Here is a 17,664-nt window from a genome sequence, read left to right as displayed (position 1 = left end):
CGCCCCATCACTGCACGACGATTTCCTTGAACAGCACGGCGCTCACCTGCTGCGGCGCCACCGCGTTGTTGACGCGCTTGGTCAGCTCTTCCTTGAGGCGAAACAGGCCCGCCGAACCGTTGATGTCGGAAGGACGCAATTCGCGCAGGTAGGTCTGGAACAGGTCGGTGACGCGCGGCAGGTTCGGCTTGATCGCCTCGACCTGCTTCTCTTCCTTGATCTCGAGCACGATCTTGACGCGGAGATATTGCACCCGCTCGCCCGGGGCGCCGACCAGGTTGACCATCATATCGGGCACTTCGATGAAGGACGGCGGCTTCGGCGGCAGCGCTTCGGCGTGCTTCTCCTCGCCGTGGCCGCGCATCAGGAAGAACCAGCCGGCGCCGGCGCCGGCGCCAAGAATGGCGACGAATCCGGCGACCGCAATGATCAGCTTGAGCTTGCCCTTTTTCGACGGTGCGGCGTCTGCGCCGTCTGCGCCTACCGCCTGCTCGTTGTCAGCCATTGCCCCGCCCGCTTCGATTCCGGAAACGAACGCGGTTGCCACCAGCCTGGGTAACGATGCCCCCACAACGCGAAACAAAAGCCGCCAGCGCACACGCGCCCTCTACGCGTGCAACGCTAGGGTAATAATGGTTAACGGAACCTTTCCATTCGCGCCCAACTGGGAAAAATCTGCCGGGCAAACATGGTCAACAAGACCTTTCTGCCGCCCCCTCCGCCCCCAGAAAAACGCCTAACCCATTCAAAAATCAGCATTTCAGGACTTGGCACGGCTTTCGCTAAGTAGACGGCGTGGACCCGCCGGCTTGGGAGAGCTCAAAGGTTTACGACGGATCCGGACCACGGGCTTGGGAGAGCCTGCTTCGGATCGATCAAGGGGAGAACCACCGATGGAGAATATGCTTCTCGTCGGACTTTCGCGGAAGATGACGTTGGAACGGCAGTTGGATGTCGTCGCCAACAACGTCGCGAACATCAACACGACCGGTTTCAAGGCCGACCGGTCGCTGTTCGAGGAATATCTGCGCTCGCCGGCGCATGAAGACAATTTCATGCATGCCGACCGTCGCGTCTCCTTCGTGCATGACCGCGCCACCTTCCATGATTTCTCGGCCGGCCCCTCCGAGCAGACCAAGAACCCGCTCGACGTCGCGATCGACGGCAACGCCTTTCTGGTGGTGCAAACGGCCGCCGGCGAACGCTACACCCGCGACGGCGGCCTGCAGATCAACAATCAGGGCCAGCTCGTGACCGCGAGCGGCGATCCGGTGCTGGGTACTTCCGGTCCGATCGTGTTCCAGCCGACCGACAAGGAAATCAACATCGCGGCCGACGGCAATATCACGGTCCTCGAAGGCACCGGCCGCACCGATTCGGTTCGCGGCAAGCTGCGACTGGTCTCCTTTGCGGACCCGCAGAAGCTCGTCAAGGAAGGCGGCAACCTCTACTCGGCGGGCCAGGGCATCGCCGCCCAGCCCGACATCACTTCGCGGGTGCGCCAGGGCTATATCGAGAAGTCGAACGTCAATTCGGTCCACGAAATGAGCCGCATGATCGAGATCACGCGCACCTACACGCAGATCTCGGCGATGCTGCAACAGCAGCACGACCTGCACCGAACCGCAGTCGAGAAACTCGCCGACGTTCCGGCATAACGCTTAAGGCATAGATCGATGCGCGCACTCTACACAGCAGCGACCGGCATGGCGGCACAGGAACTCAACGTTCAGGTGATCTCCAACAACATCGCCAACATGCGCACCACCGGCTACAAGAAGCAGCGCGCGGCGTTCCAGGACCTGATCTATGACCATGTGCGCCGCGTCGGCGCGCAGGCTTCCGACCAGGGGACCATCCTGCCGGTCGGCGTCGACATCGGCGGCGGCGTCAAGACCGTCGGCACGCCGCGGCTGATGAGCCAGGGCACGCTGTCGCCTACCGGCAACGACCTCGATATCGCGATCCGCGGTGAAGGTTTCTTCAAGATCCAGGTGCCCGACGGCACTTATGCCTATACTCGCGACGGCTCGTTCATGATGGACGCGCAAGGCCGTGTCGTCACCGCCCAGGGCAACCCGGTGCAGCCGACGATCACGATTCCGCAAAACTCCTCGCAGATCACCATCAACGCGCAGGGCCAACTCACGGTGATACTGCCGGGATCGAACACACCGACGCTCGTCGGCCAGATCGGCCTGACCCGCTTCATCAACAAGGCCGGTCTCAACCCGATCGGCGACAATCTGTTTACGGACACCCCAGCCTCAGGCACGCCGCAGGACGGCGTCGCCAACACCGACGGCTTTGGCGACATGCAGCAGGGCAACCTCGAACAAGCCAATGTCGAGGTAGTGACCGAAATCTCCGACCTGATTGCCGCCCAGCGTGCCTATGAGATGAACGCGAAGGTCGTCAGCGCGGCCGATCAGATGCTGCAATCCACCTCCAACATGTTCCGCTAAAGGACTGGTCATGATCGCCCGCGCCCTCCTCCTGGCCGCCGCCCTGATCGCCGCATCGAGCCCGGCCGCGGTCGCGCAGACCCAGGAAAGCTTCGCGAACCGCAACGTGATCGCTGCGCCCGCGCTGCGCGCCAACGTGCAGGTATCGGGCGACCTCGTCCGGATCGGCGACCTGATCGACAATGCCGGCAGCGCCGCGCAGATCGCGATCTATCGCGCCCCGGATCTCGGCACCACCGGCTCGCTGCCGGTAGCGCAGGTGCTCAACACTCTTCGTGCCCATCATGTGATCGGCGTCGACACCCGCGACCTCAGGGAAATTTCGGTGACGCGTCTGGCCCGCACACTCGAAGGCAAGGACATCGAGCTGCAGGTCGCGCGCGCGCTGGAGCGCCGCAATGGTCTCGGCGACGCCGCCAATCTGGCGCTGACCTTCGATCGCGATCCCGGCGACGTCAGGCTGGACGCCGGCTTCAGCGGCAGCCTGCAGGCGGCCATCGTCCGATACGACAATCGCAACGGCCGCTTCGACGTCACTTTTGAGATCGCCAACGAGAACGGCGCCGCCGCTGCCAAGCTGCGTTTTACCGGCACGGCGATCGAGACCGTCGAGGCCGCGGTGCTGGCGCGCAACGTCGAGCGCAATGAGATCTTGAAATCGTCCGACGTGGTGGTCGAGCGCCGCCCGAAAGCGGAAGTTGGCCCTGATGCCGCCGCACGTGATCGCGCGGTGGGCATGCAGGCCCGTCGCCAACTCCGCGCCGGCCAGGCCATCAAGACCGCCGACCTCGCCAAGCCCGATCTCGTACAGCGCGATCAGAACGTCATGTTGATCTACGAGACGCCCGGGATCTACCTCACCATGCGCGGCAAGGCGCTGGACAGCGGCACCGAAGGCGACGTCGTCACCGTCATGAACCTGCAGTCGAAGCGGACGGTGTCCGGCACCGTGACTGGCCGTGGGCAGGTCTCGATCTCACCGCCGGCGTCCCGCCTGCCGCAGACCAGCGATGCCACCTCCTCGCTCGGCAAGGCACAACCCGCACAGGTCGCCGTAGCTACCGTCAGTTCGCCAGTCGCTCCAAAAGCCGAGTAATGTAAATGTCAGTCACCCGTTTCAACCGCCTCGCTCTTTCCGGCGCCATGCTGTTGCTGGCCGTTTTGGCGAGCGGTTGCTCCTCGATCGACCGTCTGTCGCAGATCGGCGAAAGGCCGAAGCTGACGGAAATCGAAAACCCGACGACGCAGCCCGGCTACAAGCCGGTGCAGATGCCGATGCCCAAGCCCGAGCAGGCTTCCTACAACGCCAACTCGCTGTGGCGGAATGGCTCGCGTGCCTTTTTCAAGGACCAGCGCGCCGCGCGCGTCGGCGATTTGCTGACGGTGACTGTCAACATCACCGACAAGGCCAACATCGCCAACGAGACCCAGCGCAGCCGCACGAGCAAGGAAGATTCAGGGATCACCGACTTCATCGGCGCCCAAACGATCACGCAGCCGAACAAGATCCTGCCCGGCCGCCTCCTGACCACGGACTCGACGTCATCGAGCGACGGCAAGGGCTCGGTCAACCGCCAGGAAGCCCTGCAGACCACGGTTGCCGCGGTCGTGACGCAGGTGCTGCCGAACGGCAATCTCGTGGTCGAAGGAAAACAGGAAATCCGCGTCAACTTCGAAATCCGCGAACTGATCGTCGCCGGCATCGTCCGCCCCGAAGATATCCAGAGCGACAACACCATAGATTCCACCAAGATCGCGCAGGCCCGCATCGCCTATGGCGGCCGCGGCCAGATCACCGACGTGCAGCAACCCCGTTACGGGCAACAGGTGATGGACGTGCTGCTGCCGTTCTAGTTTTTTCGAGCTCCCACACTCCATCGCGAACCTAGGCGCGATGAAGTGTATCAACGCGGCCTCCGTCAGCTCCCCTGGCGGAGGCCGTGGTCGTTTGCGCGAGGATCATCTTGAGCTTGCGGCGGCACGGGCGCGCATTGTTCTCCTCGCACGGCCGTTCACGCATTGGAACCGAAGCTTCCGCCCTGCGTTCCTGACAGCACCGAACTACAGGGAGCCGACCATGGGCCGCGGAATGCCATCGATGACAGCCCTTCTTGGGCTACTCGCCATTGCCGGATATCAGAACCGCGACAAACTGGCAGAACTTCTCAAGGGCGCTGGCGGCGGCCAGCCGAATTCGGGCGCCGGTCAGCAGCCCCTGGGCGGCTTGCTGGGCAATCTGAGTGGGGTGTTGGGCGGCGCCGGGGTTGGCGGCCTCCTCAGCGGCGGGATCGGCGAACTGCTCGATAGGTTCCAGCAAAACGGCCAGGGAGATAAGGCTGAATCCTGGATCAATCAGGGCCCGAACAAGGATGTCTCGCCGCCGGAATTGAACCAGGCGATCGGCTCCGACGTTCTGGCACAACTCGAACAGCAGACCGGACTGTCGCAGGAGGAAATCCTGGCGAGATTGTCGCGCGAGCTCCCGGCCGCCGTCGACAAATACACGCCGGACGGCCGTTTGCCCGCAGCATGAATCGGGGCAATCAGGAACGGAGCATCGAGATGGGCATACTTTGGACGATCATCATTGGTTTCATTGCCGGCGTGATTGCCAAGTTCATTATGCCTGGCGACAACGAGCCCTCAGGCTTCATTCTCACCACCATACTGGGCGTGGTCGGCGCCTTCGTGGCGACTTATCTCGGCCAGGCGCTCGGATGGTACAGGCCCGGAGAGGGCGCGGGTCTGATCGGTGCGGTAGTCGGCGCCATCATCGTGCTCTTTGTCTACGGTCTCTTCGCCGGCCGGCAACGGCGATCGATCTAAGAACTGGACCTGATGCGAACGCCCAGGGTCCTGGCGAGGGACATGGTCCCTCCGCGTCGATGCGGCACAGCGCACGGTCCAGACCCCTGCGCCCCGGTACGCCTGACGCTATTCAGTAAGTCAAGGAATCGCCTGCCCATCCGGAAGAACTCACGATGCCAGCGCGGTTAGAAGCATCCGCGCGAGATCGGCGCTGAGATAAGGCTTTGGCAGCAGCAGCACGCCAGCCTCGAGACGGCCATGATGTACAAGGGCATTCTCAGCATAACCGGAGGTATAAAGCACTTTGAGCTCCGGGCGCCTTTTGACCGCCTCGGTCGCGAGCTGGCGGCCATTCATGCCCCCGGGGAGCATTACGTCAGTGAACAGCAGGTCAACGCGTCGGGGTCCGTCGATGATAGCCAGCGCCTCGGCAGCATTGCCGGCGGCGAGCGTTTGGAACCCGAAACGGGTGATCTGCGCCACGACGTATTCGCGGACCAGCGGGTCGTCCTCGACAATCAGGATAGTCTCCTCGCCATGTTCGCCCGCATACGTGCCGGTCGCGCCGGCGGGCGCCTCCGAGCCACCAGATGTGGCCTGCGGCAGGTATAGCTTCACGGTCGTGCCGTGGCCCTCTTCGCTGTAGATCTTGATATGTCCATTCGATTGTTTAACGAAGCCATAGACCATGCTGAGGCCGAGCCCCGATCCCTTCCCGGCTTCTTTGGTGGTAAAGAATGGCTCAAACACCTTTTCGAGCAGGCTGCCGGGAATTCCCTCCCCTGTGTCACTTACTGCGATCATGACGTAGTTTCCTGGTCTAACCTCGCTGTTCAGGCGAGCGTAGTTCTCATCGAGCACCACATTCTTGGTTTCTAACGTCAGCTTCCCGCCGTTAGACATCGCGTCACGTGCATTAAGGGCGAGATTCAGGATCGCGGTCGAGAGCTGACTGGGATCAATCAGGGCCGGCGCAGAATCGTGCGCCAGCATCGATTCAATTTCGATGTGTTCGCCGAGGGTCGGTCGTAGCAGACGCGCTGTATCAATCACCAACGCGTTGACGTCGGTATTGCGCGGCTGCAGCGGCTGTCGACGGGAGAATGCCAACAAATGCTTCGTCAGCTCAGCCCCCCTTGCTGCCGCTCCGCTAATCAGATTGGTGATCTGAGCGAGATGTGGACGATCCTTGACCGCATCGCTGAGGATTTCGATGGTCCCGGTGATCACAGTTAGAATATTGTTGAAGTCGTGCGCGACGCCACCGGTGAGCTGGCCGATGGCTTCCATCCTCTGCGCTTGTCGGACCTTGGATTCGGTGGCCTCTTTCTCCTCAAAACGCTTGACCATCGCCTCGGCTTCGCGGCGTTGCCTGACTTCCTGCTCAAGTGCCGCATTGGCATCCGCAAGCTGCATGCGCGTGGGAAGCACCAGGATCCGCGGCAGCAGCAACAGCAGTGCTGCCGTGATCGCGACCGAGATCAGCGCCAGGAAGGCTTTGGTCAAGGCCTCGATTTCATAAGCCGGCACCCACATGGTGTAGATGGACAGCAGGCGGGTCACTCCGCAGACTGCGACGAAGATCGCGAATGTCAGGAATACGCCCCGGAACATAAGCTCACGGTGGCGCCGCCACACGAAGAACGCGAGGACGAACGCCGTAGCAAAGAAGGCGCCGGCGAGCATCGCGTCGGAAATAACGTTCAGCCAGATCAGTTCCGGCTTCCACAGTAAGCACGCGCCATGCGCGGTGAGCGTCGACATGTGGAATAGCTCCAACAAGCGGCTGCAAGCACGCAACCGCAATCCTCCGATCCGTCCGTTGGAAATTATTCAGGTTTTTCGCCACACGCACAAGCGCGGCGCTGCCCTCGGCTAATGTTGTTGAGTCCTCCGATGCCATCAAACCCGCATGTTGCATTCCCGGGAACAATTAGGCGGAGGCTTCGTCGAGGCTTAGCAGATCGGCCTTAGGCACGGCCGCGTGTGCCGGCCAAGCTTCGGATGTCAGTAGCCCCTAGCGGACATGTCTACGACCCCAATTGACAGGTAAGCCTACGTGCGATTGGACGCACGACATCCACATCGATGCGTCGAGGGGTAGCTGCCACACTCCGGAACATTTCCACCCCGCTCTTGTTTTCGTTCATCCATCTAGCGGGAGGAGAATCCCATGGCACTAGAAGCAGACGAAACCGGCAACCTGATCGGCAGCGACAAGGTCGAGGGAACTGCAGTCTATGGCGCCGATCGCAACAAGATCGGCTCGATCGAGCGCGTCATGATCGACAAGAAGAGCGGGAGGGTGTCCTACGCCGTGCTCTCCTTCGGCGGCTTTCTCGGCATCGGCGACGATCACTATCCGCTACCCTGGCAATCGCTGAAATATGATACCTCGCTCGGTGGCTACGTCACCGGCGTGACGGAGGCGCAGCTCAAGGGCGCACCGCATTACGGCAACGACAACACCTGGAACTGGAGCGATCCGACCCGGACCCGCGCCGTCAACGATTATTACGGGATCGCGATGTAACTGCCGTCGCGCCTAACCTCCGAGAGGCCCGCCTTGACGCGGGCCTCTTTCGCTTGGCAGGGGCGAACGCGAACGCAGAGCCTGCGTTCGCCTGTCAGCGGAGAACTATTCCTGCTGCCTTGCGTTGTGACCCGCGAAAGGCGGAGCAATGGGAAAATTCTTCTTGATCATTATCGCCGTCAGCGTCGCCGTTTTGCTGGCGATGAGCGCGTACGTCATCAGCCTGTGACAATAAATAATACGGCTTGCTAACAGCGCCGGGCGCGGAATCAACCACCGGTCAACCAAAAAGCAGGCCCCGGCGCCTCTCGGGGGGAAGATTGCGCCAGAGCCTGAAAGGTTGCCGCGTATCTGAAAACACGATTGCATAATTTTCCCGATCAGGAATCGTTCCCGCCCGAACGTTACTTCTTCATGGTTCCTCCGGGAGAAGTAGCATCGCCCTTCTTGTCCACGGCGCCTGCGGTCCCCGCGCCCTGCATGCTGGCGTCCTTGGATGAAGGGCTGGAGTTGCTGCTCGTCGTGCCCGTTGCGCCGTTCTTCATGCCGGCTCCGCCGGTAGCCTTCGAACCGGGGCCGCCGGCCTGTGAACTGCCGCCCTGCGCGAACGCAGCGGCGCAGGCGAGTACGAAGGCTGCTGCGAGCGAAATTGATTTCATCTTTATGGCCGTTTCCCGTCTGGTGCACACACCAATCCAATTGCGCCTGCTGCACCAGGTTCCTGATCGTAAGCCGCGTCCGCCACGAACGCACGCAAACGTGCCAGGCCCCTGAAGCTGCCTGTCGAGGCTGTTCAAAGCATCGCTACAGCTTCCGCGTCCTGTTGGGAGAGGCATAGCGCGATCGCCACGGAGACCCGGCGCAGGATGTGGTGGATGCGGCAGCTCGGGTGCGCAAGTTTGTCGCAGGGCGGCATCAACTGATGCAAGCAACCGCGCGTGAACGAACGGCGAAGGTCCTTCTAGCCCGGCAAAGTTTTCAATTAACCATTAATTCGCCGGCGATGATGGCAAGACGGATTCATGGCCGGGGAGCACGACCTAAGCCGCTAAACTCATGGCGCAGGCACCGCACGGTAATCGGCACACCTGCAGTGATTACCGTGGGCTTACTTCCAATACACACGGACTGCGGGTGCTGCGGGCATCTGGCGCTCCCGCGCCCTCTTTCTTTTTTGAGGGAACCCGTTAGCATGACCGGGCAAAACGAGCCGCGGAAACGCGAGCGCACATCCACTTGTCATTCGCCCGAGAAGCAGGCGATCGAGTATTCCAGAGACCGCAGTGATGGAAACGACAGGTCGCGGCGTGCTGGCTACCCCGCAAGTGCGGGGTGGGACGATCTCTTGTGAAGCAATACTGCTTCTCCTCCTCGCGATCCTTCTTTCGGCCTCGCCTGCGCTCGCCGAGCCGTGCAGCAAGCCGGCGGCGCGCTCCAAGATTGCCGAGACGCTTCGCCTCGCCTCCGAGCAGCGGCCGGTTAATCTCACGTTTCGCACCGGCGCCGACGGCGTGAAGCTGTCGCTTGGCCTAAAGTCAAAATATCCCGACGATATGACCATCATCCTGCAGAATGACTTCGAGCAGTTGAATGTAAAGGACGACCGCTTCGATGTCCTGCTGCGATTGAGAGGGGCTCGGGAGCGGGTCACCGTTCCCTTCCATGCAATCAAATCATTCTGGGACAAGTCCGAGTTGAAGTGCTCCGACGGCTGATGCCTCACTCCGGCGTCGCGCGCCGGATCATGGCGCAGAGCCCTGTCATCCGTGCAATCGGATGTTCGACGAACAGGCGGCAAGAAGCGAGCGCAGGTTTGAGCGTATCCGGCGGCGGCGCCGGCTTCAGTTGCTTTGCGAGAATCGCACCATGCGCGTGCCCCAGCACGCGAGTCGAAAGCGTCAGCGCATTTAGCCGCCCTTCCCGCTGCAGTGGCGCCAGCATTGTTCGCACCAGCGCCAGATAGGACGGCCAGTACGCCAGGTGCCGGTACATACTCGCAATCAGTTGCGGCTCGGTGTCCTCGCCGAAGGAATTCAATTCGGCGACCAGCGCCGTCACCTCGGGGTCCAGCGCCTCCATCGGCGGCAGCTCCGGAATTTTGGTGCCGGGCGCCGGTGGCGCCGTATCGACTGGGCTCACGGCATCGGCCGGGCGCGGCTCGTAATGCGCCAGCAGCGCCGAGAGCACGACAAGCGCGAGCGCGTTGGTATATTGATAGCTGTCGAGCACGTCACGAATCAGCGCGCGCTCGGTCTCGTCCACGCCGGCGGCTAGCAACGTGTCGATGGAAAAACCGGGCCAATCCGGCAATGCGATCGTTCGCCTGACGTTTTCGGCGTGCAACGGCGCGTCGCCAAGATAGAGCGGCCGCACCGTCGCCCACGTCCATTCCAGCGCGCCCGGCATGGTCGCGAGGTTGCGCCAGACCAGGTTAACCACGCTGGTGCCGAGCACCTTGCGGATGTCGGCATAGACGTCGGCGATTTCGCCTCTCGCTTCGGACTCGAGAACCGACGGAACGCTCTCAGCCATTACTGTCATTTCAAGTGAATTTGGCTTCCGCCATGCCCAACCCGTCGAGCTCCATTCTGACGGCATCGCCCTGCTCGAGCCACACGGTTTTCACGAGACTGCCGGTGAGAACGATTTGCCCGGCATCTAGCCCCTTGCCCTCTTCGGCGAGATGATTGGCGAGCCAGGCCAGCGCGTTGTGGGGGTGGCCGAGCACGTCGGCGCCGGTGCCGCGGCCGGCCTCCTTGCCGTTGACAGTGGCCCGGCCCTTGACCGTGAGCAGATCCGGCGCCTTGGTGCGCGCCACCGCCTTACCGAGCACGCAGCCGGCGGCGAAGAAATCGTCCGCGACCAGCGTCGGCGCGCCCATCGTCTCCCATTTGACGTAGCGGTCGTCGACGATCTCGATCGCGGGGTGATAGGCCTCGATCGCTTCCATCACCCACTCCGCAGTGAACGGGGCTTCTGACGGCGCGAGATTACGTGCGAGCCGCACCGCGATCTCGCATTCGACGCCGACGCGGACGTAATCGCCGAAGCGCAGCTTGGCACCCGAGTCGTGCACGCCCTTGGCGAACACGCCACCGCCGCACGGATGGGGAATATCGAGATACTCTTGCATCACCGGGCTGGTGCAGCCGATCTTGTAGCCGACCAGCGCGCCGGTCTGTGGCAGCAGCAGATCGTGGACGGCGCGCTGGGTCTGATAGCCTTCGGCTTCATCGGCAGGCGCTAGCTCAGGCGGCAGCGCGGCCAGCGGCGCGCGATTGCGGCGGGCAGTAGCGATGTTCTGTGCGGCCGCGAGAATCTTGTCCATCAGCGGCGGCTTTCATGGTTGCAGCCTGCAGCGCTGACCGCCCTTCGCGGTCAGCCGCCAGGCCATGCCCTACTCGTCCCGATAAACCTTCTCGCGCTTCTCGTGACGTTCCTGCGCTTCCACCGACAGCGTTGCAATGGGGCGAGCCTCCAGCCGCTTGAGCGAGATCGGTTCGCCGGTCTCCTCGCAATAGCCGTAGGTGTTGTCCTCGATGCGTTGCAGCGCCGCGTCGATCTTGGAGATCAATTTGCGCTGGCGGTCGCGGGCGCGCAGTTCTATGGCGCGATCGGTTTCGGAAGAGGCGCGATCAGCGAGATCCGGATGATTGACGTTCTCTTCCTGAAGCGTTTGCAGGGTGATCTTCGATTCCCTCAGGATCTCGTCCTTCCACGCCAGCAGCTTGGCGCGAAAATACTCGCGCTGGCGGTCGTTCATGAAAGGCTCTTTTTCGGAGGGTCGATAATTCTTCAACTTTTCCAAGGCCAGCCCATCTTCACGTGCAAGGCGGGGCGGAAAATTGTCCGTCCGCGCGGGCCTTATATAGCGGCGGGTTGTGACAGACAATATAGGCCGCCTCCTTGGGGGTACCTCCCCCAAGGCCTTGCACAGGCAAAGTTATCGGGACCGCCCGGCGGGCTAGTAGCCGACCGTGAAGCGCTGGCCGATATGGGCGGGACGCTCGATCTCGTCGGCGAGTGCAACTGCGAAATCCTCGAAGGAAATCGAACTTTTGCCGTCGGCAGCGGTCAAAAGCTGGTCGGTCCCGAGGCGGAACTTGCCAGTTCGCTCGCCGGCGGTGAACAGGGCCGAGGGTGACAGGAAGGTCCAGTTAAGTTCCTTCTCGGCCCGGAGCAGATCGAGGAAGGCGGCGCCCTTCTCGGCTTCCGCCTTGTATGCCACGGGAAAACCCGGGGTGGTGACCAGCCGAACGCCCGGGGCCACTTCAAGACTGCCGGCGCCTCCGACAACGAGGTAGCGGCCGACCTTCGAATCCTTGGCGGCACCGATCAGCTTGGCCGGGTCGCTGGCGAGAAAGTGGATCGAGCTGATCGCGGCATCATGACCGGCGAGCAGCCGGGCCAGTCCCGCCTGGTCCATGGCATCGCCCGCGGTGGGCGTGACGTTGGCCTGGGCGGTGATCTTTTCGGGATGGCGGGCGATGGCGGTCACACTGTGGCCGCGGCGGGCGAGTTCGGCGGTGATGCGCGAACCGGCATTGCCGGACGCGCCGATGACGGCGATTTTCATGGAGGTCTCCCTTGCGATACGCGAATGTGGTATCCGATGGTGACTAGATAGCGAAAAGAATGTAGGTGTTAAGAGAGCACTTTTGGGTCACCTGATTACGCCGGAGTAACCGCCGTGAAAGCCGCCAATTCGAAAACCCCGAACGCCTATTCGGCCGATTGCCCGACACGGCAGATTCTCGATCGCGTCGGCGACAAATGGGCCGTACTCATCCTGCTCCTCATCAGGCACGAGCCGATGCGTTTCAATGCGTTACGCCGCACCATTGAAGGCATCTCGCAGAAGATGCTGAGCCAGGTTCTCAAATCGCTCGAACGCGACGGATTGATCAAACGCCGCGCGATCGCGACCGTGCCGGTCACGGTGGAGTATTCGATCACACCACTCGGCGCGACGCTCGCCGACGCGGTCGATCCGTTGCGGGACTGGGCGGAGAAGAACCTGAAGGAGGTGCTGAACGCGCAGCGCCGTTACGACGCGGCGCGCAAGGATATGGCGGCGTGAGTCATCCACTGCTGTCATGCCCCGCTTCAAGCGGGGCATCCAGTACGCCGTGGCCTCTCGGTCAGAAGCAGGCGTCTCTGGAATACTGGGTTGCCCGGTCAAGCCGGGCAACGACATTCGGAATCTAGAACCGACCAGCCTTCGCCAGTTCGACTTCGACGCGCAGCTCGATCTCGGCCAGCACCGCATCGAGGCCGGGATCGCCGGAGGACGACTTCAGATTGGCAGCGGCATCGCGCAGCCGGTTCACCGTAGAAGCATCGAGATTGCCGGAGAGCAAGCCGATCTTGAGTTCGTCGAGCACGTCGAGCGCGCCCCTGCCCCGTGCCACCGAACGCTTGCGGCGCTCGGTCGGATCCTCGACGCCCTGCAGCGCAAGCAGCGCGTCGATGTTGCCGGCGGCTTTGGGCGCTGCGGCCGAGCGTGGCTCCTCGGGCGTCGTCGGCGTCTCCGGCAGCGAGAAGCCGGTCGAACTGGTTCGCCGCGTATGACTTGCGGGCGATCCAAGCGTGGTGCCGTTCGGTCCGTAGATGCGCATCGTGGTGATCTCGCCCTGAGAATAGAGTGACCTTCGCCTTCTTATGGTTAATGACGCGTAAACGGCCCGGCAAAATCTGCCGACATGCGGCAGTTTCGCCCATCGTGGTGAAGCCGCCGCGACCTCGCGTCGCCAACGAACATCCAGCAATATCAATGCATTGCAGCGGCAATGCAGTGTGGCACGGCGCTCGCATAGTTAATGCCGGACCGTCGTCATGGGAGTGGCGCCTGCGGTCCGGTGGAAGACCTCGAGGGGAGCACAGGATGCCCGGCATCCGTTCGGCAAGACTGATTTGGGTGGCCTGCGCCGCGCTGCTGGCGGTGGCATTAGCGCCCTCGTCCGCGGGCGCGACGTCGCGGATCAAGGATCTCGCCAATATCGAAGGCGTGCGACAGAACCAGTTGATCGGCTACGGCCTCGTGGTCGGCCTCAACGGCACCGGCGACACGCTGAACAACATTCCCTTCACCAAACAATCGCTGCAGGCGATGCTGGAACGCATGGGCGTCAACATCCGCGGCGCCACCATCCGCACCGGCAACGTCGCCGCCGTCATGGTCACCGGCAATCTGCCGGCCTTCGGTACCCAGGGCACGCGGATGGACGTCACGGTCTCCGCGCTCGGCGATGCCAAGAATCTGCAGGGCGGCACCCTGCTCGTCACCCCCCTGCTCGGCGCAGACGGCAACGTCTATGCGGTAGCCCAGGGCTCGCTGGCGATCTCCGGCTTCGCAGCCGAAGGGGCCGCCGCCAGTGTCACGCGCGGCGTACCGACCAACGGCCGGATCCCCAACGGTGCCATCATCGAGCGCGAGATCGAATTCGCGCTCAATCGCCTGCCCAATGTGCGGCTGGCGCTGCGCAATGCCGACTTCACCACCGCCAAGCGCATTGCGGCCGCGGTCAACGATTTCCTCGGCGTCAAGACCGCCGAGCCGATCGATCCCTCCACGGTGCAGCTCGCGATCCCCGCCGAATTCAAGGGCAATGTCGTCGCCTTCCTGACCGAGATCGAGCAATTGCAGGTCGAGCCGGATCTCGCCGCCAAAATCGTGATCGACGAACGCTCAGGGATCATCGTGATGGGCCGCGATGTTCGCGTCGCTACCGTCGCGGTGGCGCAGGGCAATCTCACCGTCTCGATTTCCGAAAGCCCGCAAGTCAGCCAGCCCAATCCGCTGTCGCGCGGCCGAACTGTCGTCACGCCGCGCACCGGCGTCAGCGTCTCCGAGGACGGCAAGAAATTCGCGGTCGTGAAGGACGGCGTCTCGCTGCAGCAACTCGTCGATGGCCTAAATGGTCTCGGCATCGGCCCACGCGACCTGATCGGCATCCTGCAGGCGATCAAGGCCGCCGGCGCGATCCAGGCCGACATCGAGGTGATGTGATGGACACGAGCCTTATCAATGGCATCGGCGCATACTCGAAGAAAAAGACTTCGCTGATCAACGGCCGAAACGATCCGCAACTCGCCGACGCGCTCAAGAAGATCTCGCCCGAGGCGCAGAAGAAGACGCGCGCCAAGGCCCAGGAGTTCGAGGCGATGTTCCTCAACTCGATGTTTTCGCAGATGACCACCGGCGTCAAAGGCGAAGGGCCGTTCGGCGACACGACCGGCACCGGCGTCTGGCGCTCGATGCTGACGGACGAATACTCGAAATCGTTCACCAAATCGGGCGGCATCGGCATTTCCAACGACGTCTTCCGCTCCTTGATCCTGCAGCAAGCCAACCGCGCCGGCTGATCCAAAAGGAACCCCGACATGAATCAGCGTCCTCAGGCCAGCCCCGCACCCGCACCAGCAAGAGCGATCTCCACGCCGGCCGAGGCGCGCAAGCTCGCGGAAGAGCTGATGGATGTGATGAGCGCGCTGCTCGGCATCATCGAGCGCGAAACCGAACTGGTTCGCGCCGGCAACGTGCGCGAGGCGATACGGCTGGAAGAGCAGAAGGGCGAGCAGTCGCGTCGCTACATGGTCGCGGTCGAGAATCTGAAGAACGCGCAAAAATATCTGGCGCAGGTATCGCCGGAACTGCTGGCGACGTTGCGCCGCCATCACGACACCTTCCGCGCGATGCTGCAGATCAATCTCACCGTGCTTGCGACTGCGCACGCAGTGTCGGAAGGCATCGTGCGCGGCGTCAACGCCGAGATCCAGCGCAAGAACATTCCGAACACCTATACCGCTTCCGGACAACGCGCCGCGCCGGGACCGCGCAACATCACCCCGCTCTCGGTCAGCCGCTCGCTGTAAGCGATCGCGGGCTTCTGTCCGCTACAATTTTCACTAAATTTGCGCGCCCGCGTCAGAGCGGGATTCAGCGTATTCCCTAACACCGCGTTGAGAGGTGCCCGGCTATATTGCGTCGACGAGGGGTTGGGATTTGACTCGCAGCAAGCCTGGAGGCTGCCATGAGTACAGATTTCAACATCAAACCGGTGGGGGCACCGGTTGCCGCGCCGATCGTTCAGCACGTGAGCGAGGCGGCACAACATGCGGTCGCAACCGAACTGCCGGCGAGCCAGAGCGTCTCGGCAGTCGACTCAAGCGCCCGCGCCAGCACCGATTCCGCCGCGGTCCGCGTCTCGATTTCGAATCCTGCAGTATCGAACCAGGTCGTGATCGACCGCGATGCACGCGCCGTCGTCTACCAGGTAGTCGACGTCAAGACGAGCCAGGTGGTGAAGCAGTTTCCGGAGGAAGCCGTGCTGCGCCGGCGGGCCTATTTCCACACGCTCGACCTGACCAAGGACGCCCCGACGCGGCTTCGCGCGACCGACCGCAAGGCCTGAGCCGACATCAGCTCGAGCGCGATGCGTAGGCCTGGTCGAGATAGGTCTGGCCGCTCGCCGCATCGGTGACGACGTTCTTGATTTCGGCCTTCCCGAGAGTACTGAGCGTAAACTTGGTGTCACCGATCCGGAACGAAAGATCCTTGATCAGAACTTCCTGGAACTTGTTGGTGCCGCCGCTCTGGTACTGCACCTTGGCGCGAAAGCCGGTGACGTTCGAGATCGTGAACTTGAACGTCTTGTTGTCAGGATACTTCCCGGTCCAGGTGCCTTCATAGAGCTTGGGATCGACCGCCACGTACGGAGTCTTGGATGGAACGGTCAGTCCCACCGTCTTGTAGTTGGCTGATATGATGCTCCAGAGGTCAGCCATCTTGGCCCGCTCCTTCGAACCGGTTAGCCGCGACCCGAAAGGCCGGCCGCGAGATTACAATTGATGTCGATCAGCGACTTCAGCTTCGCCGGATCCGGGTTCAATTGCATGTCGACAGTCTGTTTCATCACGAAGACACCGATGTTCGCGATGTTCTGCCGCACTTCGATCGGTTGAGGGTTTTCGCTCGCCTCAACGGCGCTCATGAAGATCGACCATAGCCGACGGTTGAACAGCAACGCGTTGTGCATGGCTTTATCAGGGCCGTTCCAGTTCGACTGGACTTCCTGGAGTTGCCGTGCGGCCTTCAGCAGCGCCTGCGCTTCGATTTCACGGGGGGACGTCGTCGTTTGCGATGTACGCGCGTAGGCCTGGGCTGCATTAGACATTCACTAACCTCGATGGGAGCTGTTGACCGCGGGACTGCAGAAAAACTGCCCAACTTTCATACGGGTTGCGCCTTTAAATATGGTTAGCAAGTGTTACCGATTGTGTCGGTAGTCCGGCAGAAATCCACATTTTCGTCAGCATGCCGGCCATCAGGTTCTGATGGAATTAACATCGAAGCCCAAATTCTCATCTTCGGTACTTTTCTTCATGCCGGGATCTTCTCGAGCGGGAAAGTCCAAAAGAGAAATGGCGGCGGGTCTCCCCGCCCCAGTGCGGACACCGCGATCGACTGGCGGTCGACAGCGCCTGACTGTTCGCCGTGTCGGCAAGCGTCAGGTTCGACGAGCCGGTCTGCAGCGCGTTGATCTGGTTCTGCGAGAAGTCCTGACGGATCTGTGCGATCGACAGGGTTGGAACTCAGCGCAGGCGCCTGCGCGCGTAACAGCGTCGAGCGGAGCTCGAGTGATAGCCTTGTTGGTGGCAGAGTTGTCGATCAATTCGGTACCCTGGACCAAGTTGGTGAGACCGAGACCGGCCGCGTTGAAGTTGACGCCGGTGAAATTAATTCGCCGGGTCGGAATCTGCTCCGTATTCCTACTGATCAGGCACAAGAAAGCCCCGCCAAATGGGCACTATTCACATGTTCACCATTGGTTAACCATCATCAGAAAGGATGCCGAA

At 62.1% G+C, this 17,664-nt stretch carries 23 protein-coding genes and 1 pseudogene; 13 read left to right on the top strand and 11 right to left on the bottom strand.

Annotated features, from left to right (window positions below; genetic code table 11):
- Positions 1-7: 7 nt before the first annotated feature.
- Entirely contained in the window at positions 8-505 is a 498-nt protein-coding gene (gene fliL, locus RX328_RS19240; protein ID WP_213246167.1) for a flagellar basal body-associated protein FliL, read from the bottom strand.
- A gap of 388 nt (positions 506-893) precedes the next feature.
- Here fliL and flgF point away from each other — a divergent pair, with 388 nt between their 5' ends.
- The 6 genes from flgF to RX328_RS19210 all read left to right on the top strand — a co-directional run bounded on the left by flgF (position 894) and on the right by RX328_RS19210 (position 5,291).
- Complete coding sequence (gene flgF / locus RX328_RS19235; RefSeq protein WP_213246169.1) at positions 894-1,658, top strand: flagellar basal-body rod protein FlgF; 765 nt, start codon at positions 894-896, stop codon at positions 1,656-1,658.
- 18 nt (positions 1,659-1,676) lie between these two features.
- Positions 1,677-2,465 (top strand): flagellar basal-body rod protein FlgG, encoded by a 789-nt coding sequence (gene flgG, locus RX328_RS19230; RefSeq protein WP_213246171.1) that lies wholly within the window; start codon positions 1,677-1,679, stop codon positions 2,463-2,465.
- Positions 2,466-2,475: 10 nt separating this feature from the next.
- Positions 2,476-3,561 (top strand): flagellar basal body P-ring formation chaperone FlgA, encoded by a 1,086-nt coding sequence (gene flgA, locus RX328_RS19225; RefSeq protein ID WP_213246173.1) that lies wholly within the window; start codon positions 2,476-2,478, stop codon positions 3,559-3,561.
- 5 nt (positions 3,562-3,566) lie between these two features.
- Positions 3,567-4,319, top strand: coding sequence for a flagellar basal body L-ring protein FlgH (gene flgH / locus RX328_RS19220; RefSeq protein WP_213246175.1), 753 nt, complete (start codon positions 3,567-3,569; stop codon positions 4,317-4,319).
- A 223-nt stretch (positions 4,320-4,542) separates the two neighbouring features.
- Entirely contained in the window at positions 4,543-4,998 is a 456-nt protein-coding gene (locus tag RX328_RS19215) for a YidB family protein (RefSeq protein ID WP_213246177.1), read from the top strand.
- Between the two features lie 29 nt (positions 4,999-5,027).
- Complete coding sequence (locus RX328_RS19210; RefSeq protein WP_213246179.1) at positions 5,028-5,291, top strand: GlsB/YeaQ/YmgE family stress response membrane protein; 264 nt, start codon at positions 5,028-5,030, stop codon at positions 5,289-5,291.
- Between the two features lie 150 nt (positions 5,292-5,441).
- Here RX328_RS19210 and RX328_RS19205 read toward each other — a convergent pair whose 3' ends face one another.
- On the bottom strand, positions 5,442-7,037 hold the full coding sequence (locus RX328_RS19205) for an ATP-binding protein (RefSeq protein ID WP_213246181.1): 1,596 nt from the start codon (positions 7,035-7,037) through the stop codon (positions 5,442-5,444).
- 409 nt (positions 7,038-7,446) lie between these two features.
- Between RX328_RS19205 and RX328_RS19200 the strand changes: the two genes are divergently transcribed.
- Positions 7,447-7,806, top strand: coding sequence for a PRC-barrel domain-containing protein (locus RX328_RS19200; RefSeq protein ID WP_213246183.1), 360 nt, complete (start codon positions 7,447-7,449; stop codon positions 7,804-7,806).
- A 404-nt stretch (positions 7,807-8,210) separates the two neighbouring features.
- Here the strand turns inward: RX328_RS19200 and RX328_RS19195 are convergent, their stop codons facing one another.
- Positions 8,211-8,465, bottom strand: coding sequence for a hypothetical protein (locus RX328_RS19195; RefSeq protein ID WP_213246185.1), 255 nt, complete (start codon positions 8,463-8,465; stop codon positions 8,211-8,213).
- Between the two features lie 627 nt (positions 8,466-9,092).
- Here RX328_RS19195 and RX328_RS19190 point away from each other — a divergent pair.
- Entirely contained in the window at positions 9,093-9,521 is a 429-nt protein-coding gene (locus RX328_RS19190; RefSeq protein ID WP_213246187.1) for a ClpXP protease specificity-enhancing factor SspB, read from the top strand.
- Between the two features lie 4 nt (positions 9,522-9,525).
- Here RX328_RS19190 and RX328_RS19185 read toward each other — a convergent pair whose 3' ends face one another.
- The 4 genes from RX328_RS19185 to RX328_RS19170 all read right to left on the bottom strand — a co-directional run bounded on the left by RX328_RS19185 (position 9,526) and on the right by RX328_RS19170 (position 12,382).
- Complete coding sequence (locus RX328_RS19185) at positions 9,526-10,338, bottom strand: hypothetical protein (protein ID WP_213246189.1); 813 nt, start codon at positions 10,336-10,338, stop codon at positions 9,526-9,528.
- Positions 10,339-10,348: 10 nt separating this feature from the next.
- Complete coding sequence (locus RX328_RS19180; protein WP_213246191.1) at positions 10,349-11,134, bottom strand: 2-keto-4-pentenoate hydratase; 786 nt, start codon at positions 11,132-11,134, stop codon at positions 10,349-10,351.
- A 69-nt stretch (positions 11,135-11,203) separates the two neighbouring features.
- A complete protein-coding gene (dksA, locus tag RX328_RS19175; protein WP_141686941.1) occupies positions 11,204-11,569 on the bottom strand; it encodes an RNA polymerase-binding protein DksA in 366 nt (121 codons plus the stop codon).
- A gap of 201 nt (positions 11,570-11,770) precedes the next feature.
- Positions 11,771-12,382, bottom strand: a complete 612-nt coding sequence (locus tag RX328_RS19170) for an NAD(P)-dependent oxidoreductase (RefSeq protein WP_213246193.1) — start codon at positions 12,380-12,382, stop codon at positions 11,771-11,773.
- 114 nt (positions 12,383-12,496) lie between these two features.
- On the opposite strand from RX328_RS19170, the gene RX328_RS19165 reads away from it, so the two are divergent.
- Complete coding sequence (locus tag RX328_RS19165; protein ID WP_213246195.1) at positions 12,497-12,886, top strand: winged helix-turn-helix transcriptional regulator; 390 nt, start codon at positions 12,497-12,499, stop codon at positions 12,884-12,886.
- Between the two features lie 124 nt (positions 12,887-13,010).
- On the opposite strand, the gene RX328_RS19160 is transcribed toward RX328_RS19165, so the two are convergent.
- Positions 13,011-13,424 (bottom strand): flagellar assembly protein FliX, encoded by a 414-nt coding sequence (locus RX328_RS19160; protein WP_213246197.1) that lies wholly within the window; start codon positions 13,422-13,424, stop codon positions 13,011-13,013.
- Positions 13,425-13,690: 266 nt separating this feature from the next.
- Between RX328_RS19160 and RX328_RS19155 the strand changes: the two genes are divergently transcribed.
- The 4 genes from RX328_RS19155 to RX328_RS19140 all read left to right on the top strand — a co-directional run bounded on the left by RX328_RS19155 (position 13,691) and on the right by RX328_RS19140 (position 16,220).
- Positions 13,691-14,815, top strand: a complete 1,125-nt coding sequence (locus RX328_RS19155) for a flagellar basal body P-ring protein FlgI (protein WP_213246199.1) — start codon at positions 13,691-13,693, stop codon at positions 14,813-14,815.
- Entirely contained in the window at positions 14,815-15,171 is a 357-nt protein-coding gene (gene flgJ / locus RX328_RS19150; RefSeq protein ID WP_213246201.1) for a flagellar assembly peptidoglycan hydrolase FlgJ, read from the top strand. The genes RX328_RS19155 and flgJ overlap by 1 nt, the downstream gene beginning before the upstream one ends.
- 18 nt (positions 15,172-15,189) lie before the next feature.
- Complete coding sequence (locus RX328_RS19145; RefSeq protein WP_213246203.1) at positions 15,190-15,681, top strand: hypothetical protein; 492 nt, start codon at positions 15,190-15,192, stop codon at positions 15,679-15,681.
- A gap of 158 nt (positions 15,682-15,839) precedes the next feature.
- The gene (locus RX328_RS19140; RefSeq protein WP_213246205.1) at positions 15,840-16,220 is read left to right on the top strand and encodes a hypothetical protein; all 381 of its coding nucleotides are present in this window, start codon (positions 15,840-15,842) and stop codon (positions 16,218-16,220) included.
- 7 nt (positions 16,221-16,227) lie between these two features.
- Here the strand turns inward: RX328_RS19140 and RX328_RS19135 are convergent, their stop codons facing one another.
- From RX328_RS19135 to RX328_RS19125, 3 genes and pseudogenes are all read right to left on the bottom strand, one after another.
- Positions 16,228-16,593 (bottom strand): hypothetical protein, encoded by a 366-nt coding sequence (locus RX328_RS19135; protein ID WP_213246207.1) that lies wholly within the window; start codon positions 16,591-16,593, stop codon positions 16,228-16,230.
- 23 nt (positions 16,594-16,616) lie between these two features.
- Positions 16,617-16,982, bottom strand: a complete 366-nt coding sequence (flaF, locus tag RX328_RS19130; protein ID WP_213246209.1) for a flagellar biosynthesis regulator FlaF — start codon at positions 16,980-16,982, stop codon at positions 16,617-16,619.
- 206 nt (positions 16,983-17,188) lie between these two features.
- Positions 17,189-17,549 (bottom strand): annotated as a pseudogene (locus RX328_RS19125) (hypothetical protein); the annotation flags it as partial.
- Positions 17,550-17,664 lie beyond the last annotated feature (115 nt).

Origin of the sequence: Bradyrhizobium sp. sBnM-33, from assembly GCF_032917945.1 — a bacterium.
In the GTDB taxonomy this organism is placed as follows: domain Bacteria; phylum Pseudomonadota; class Alphaproteobacteria; order Rhizobiales; family Xanthobacteraceae; genus Bradyrhizobium.
Note: the sequence above shows the minus strand (reverse complement) of the source record. Positions and strands in the feature narration are given on the sequence as shown.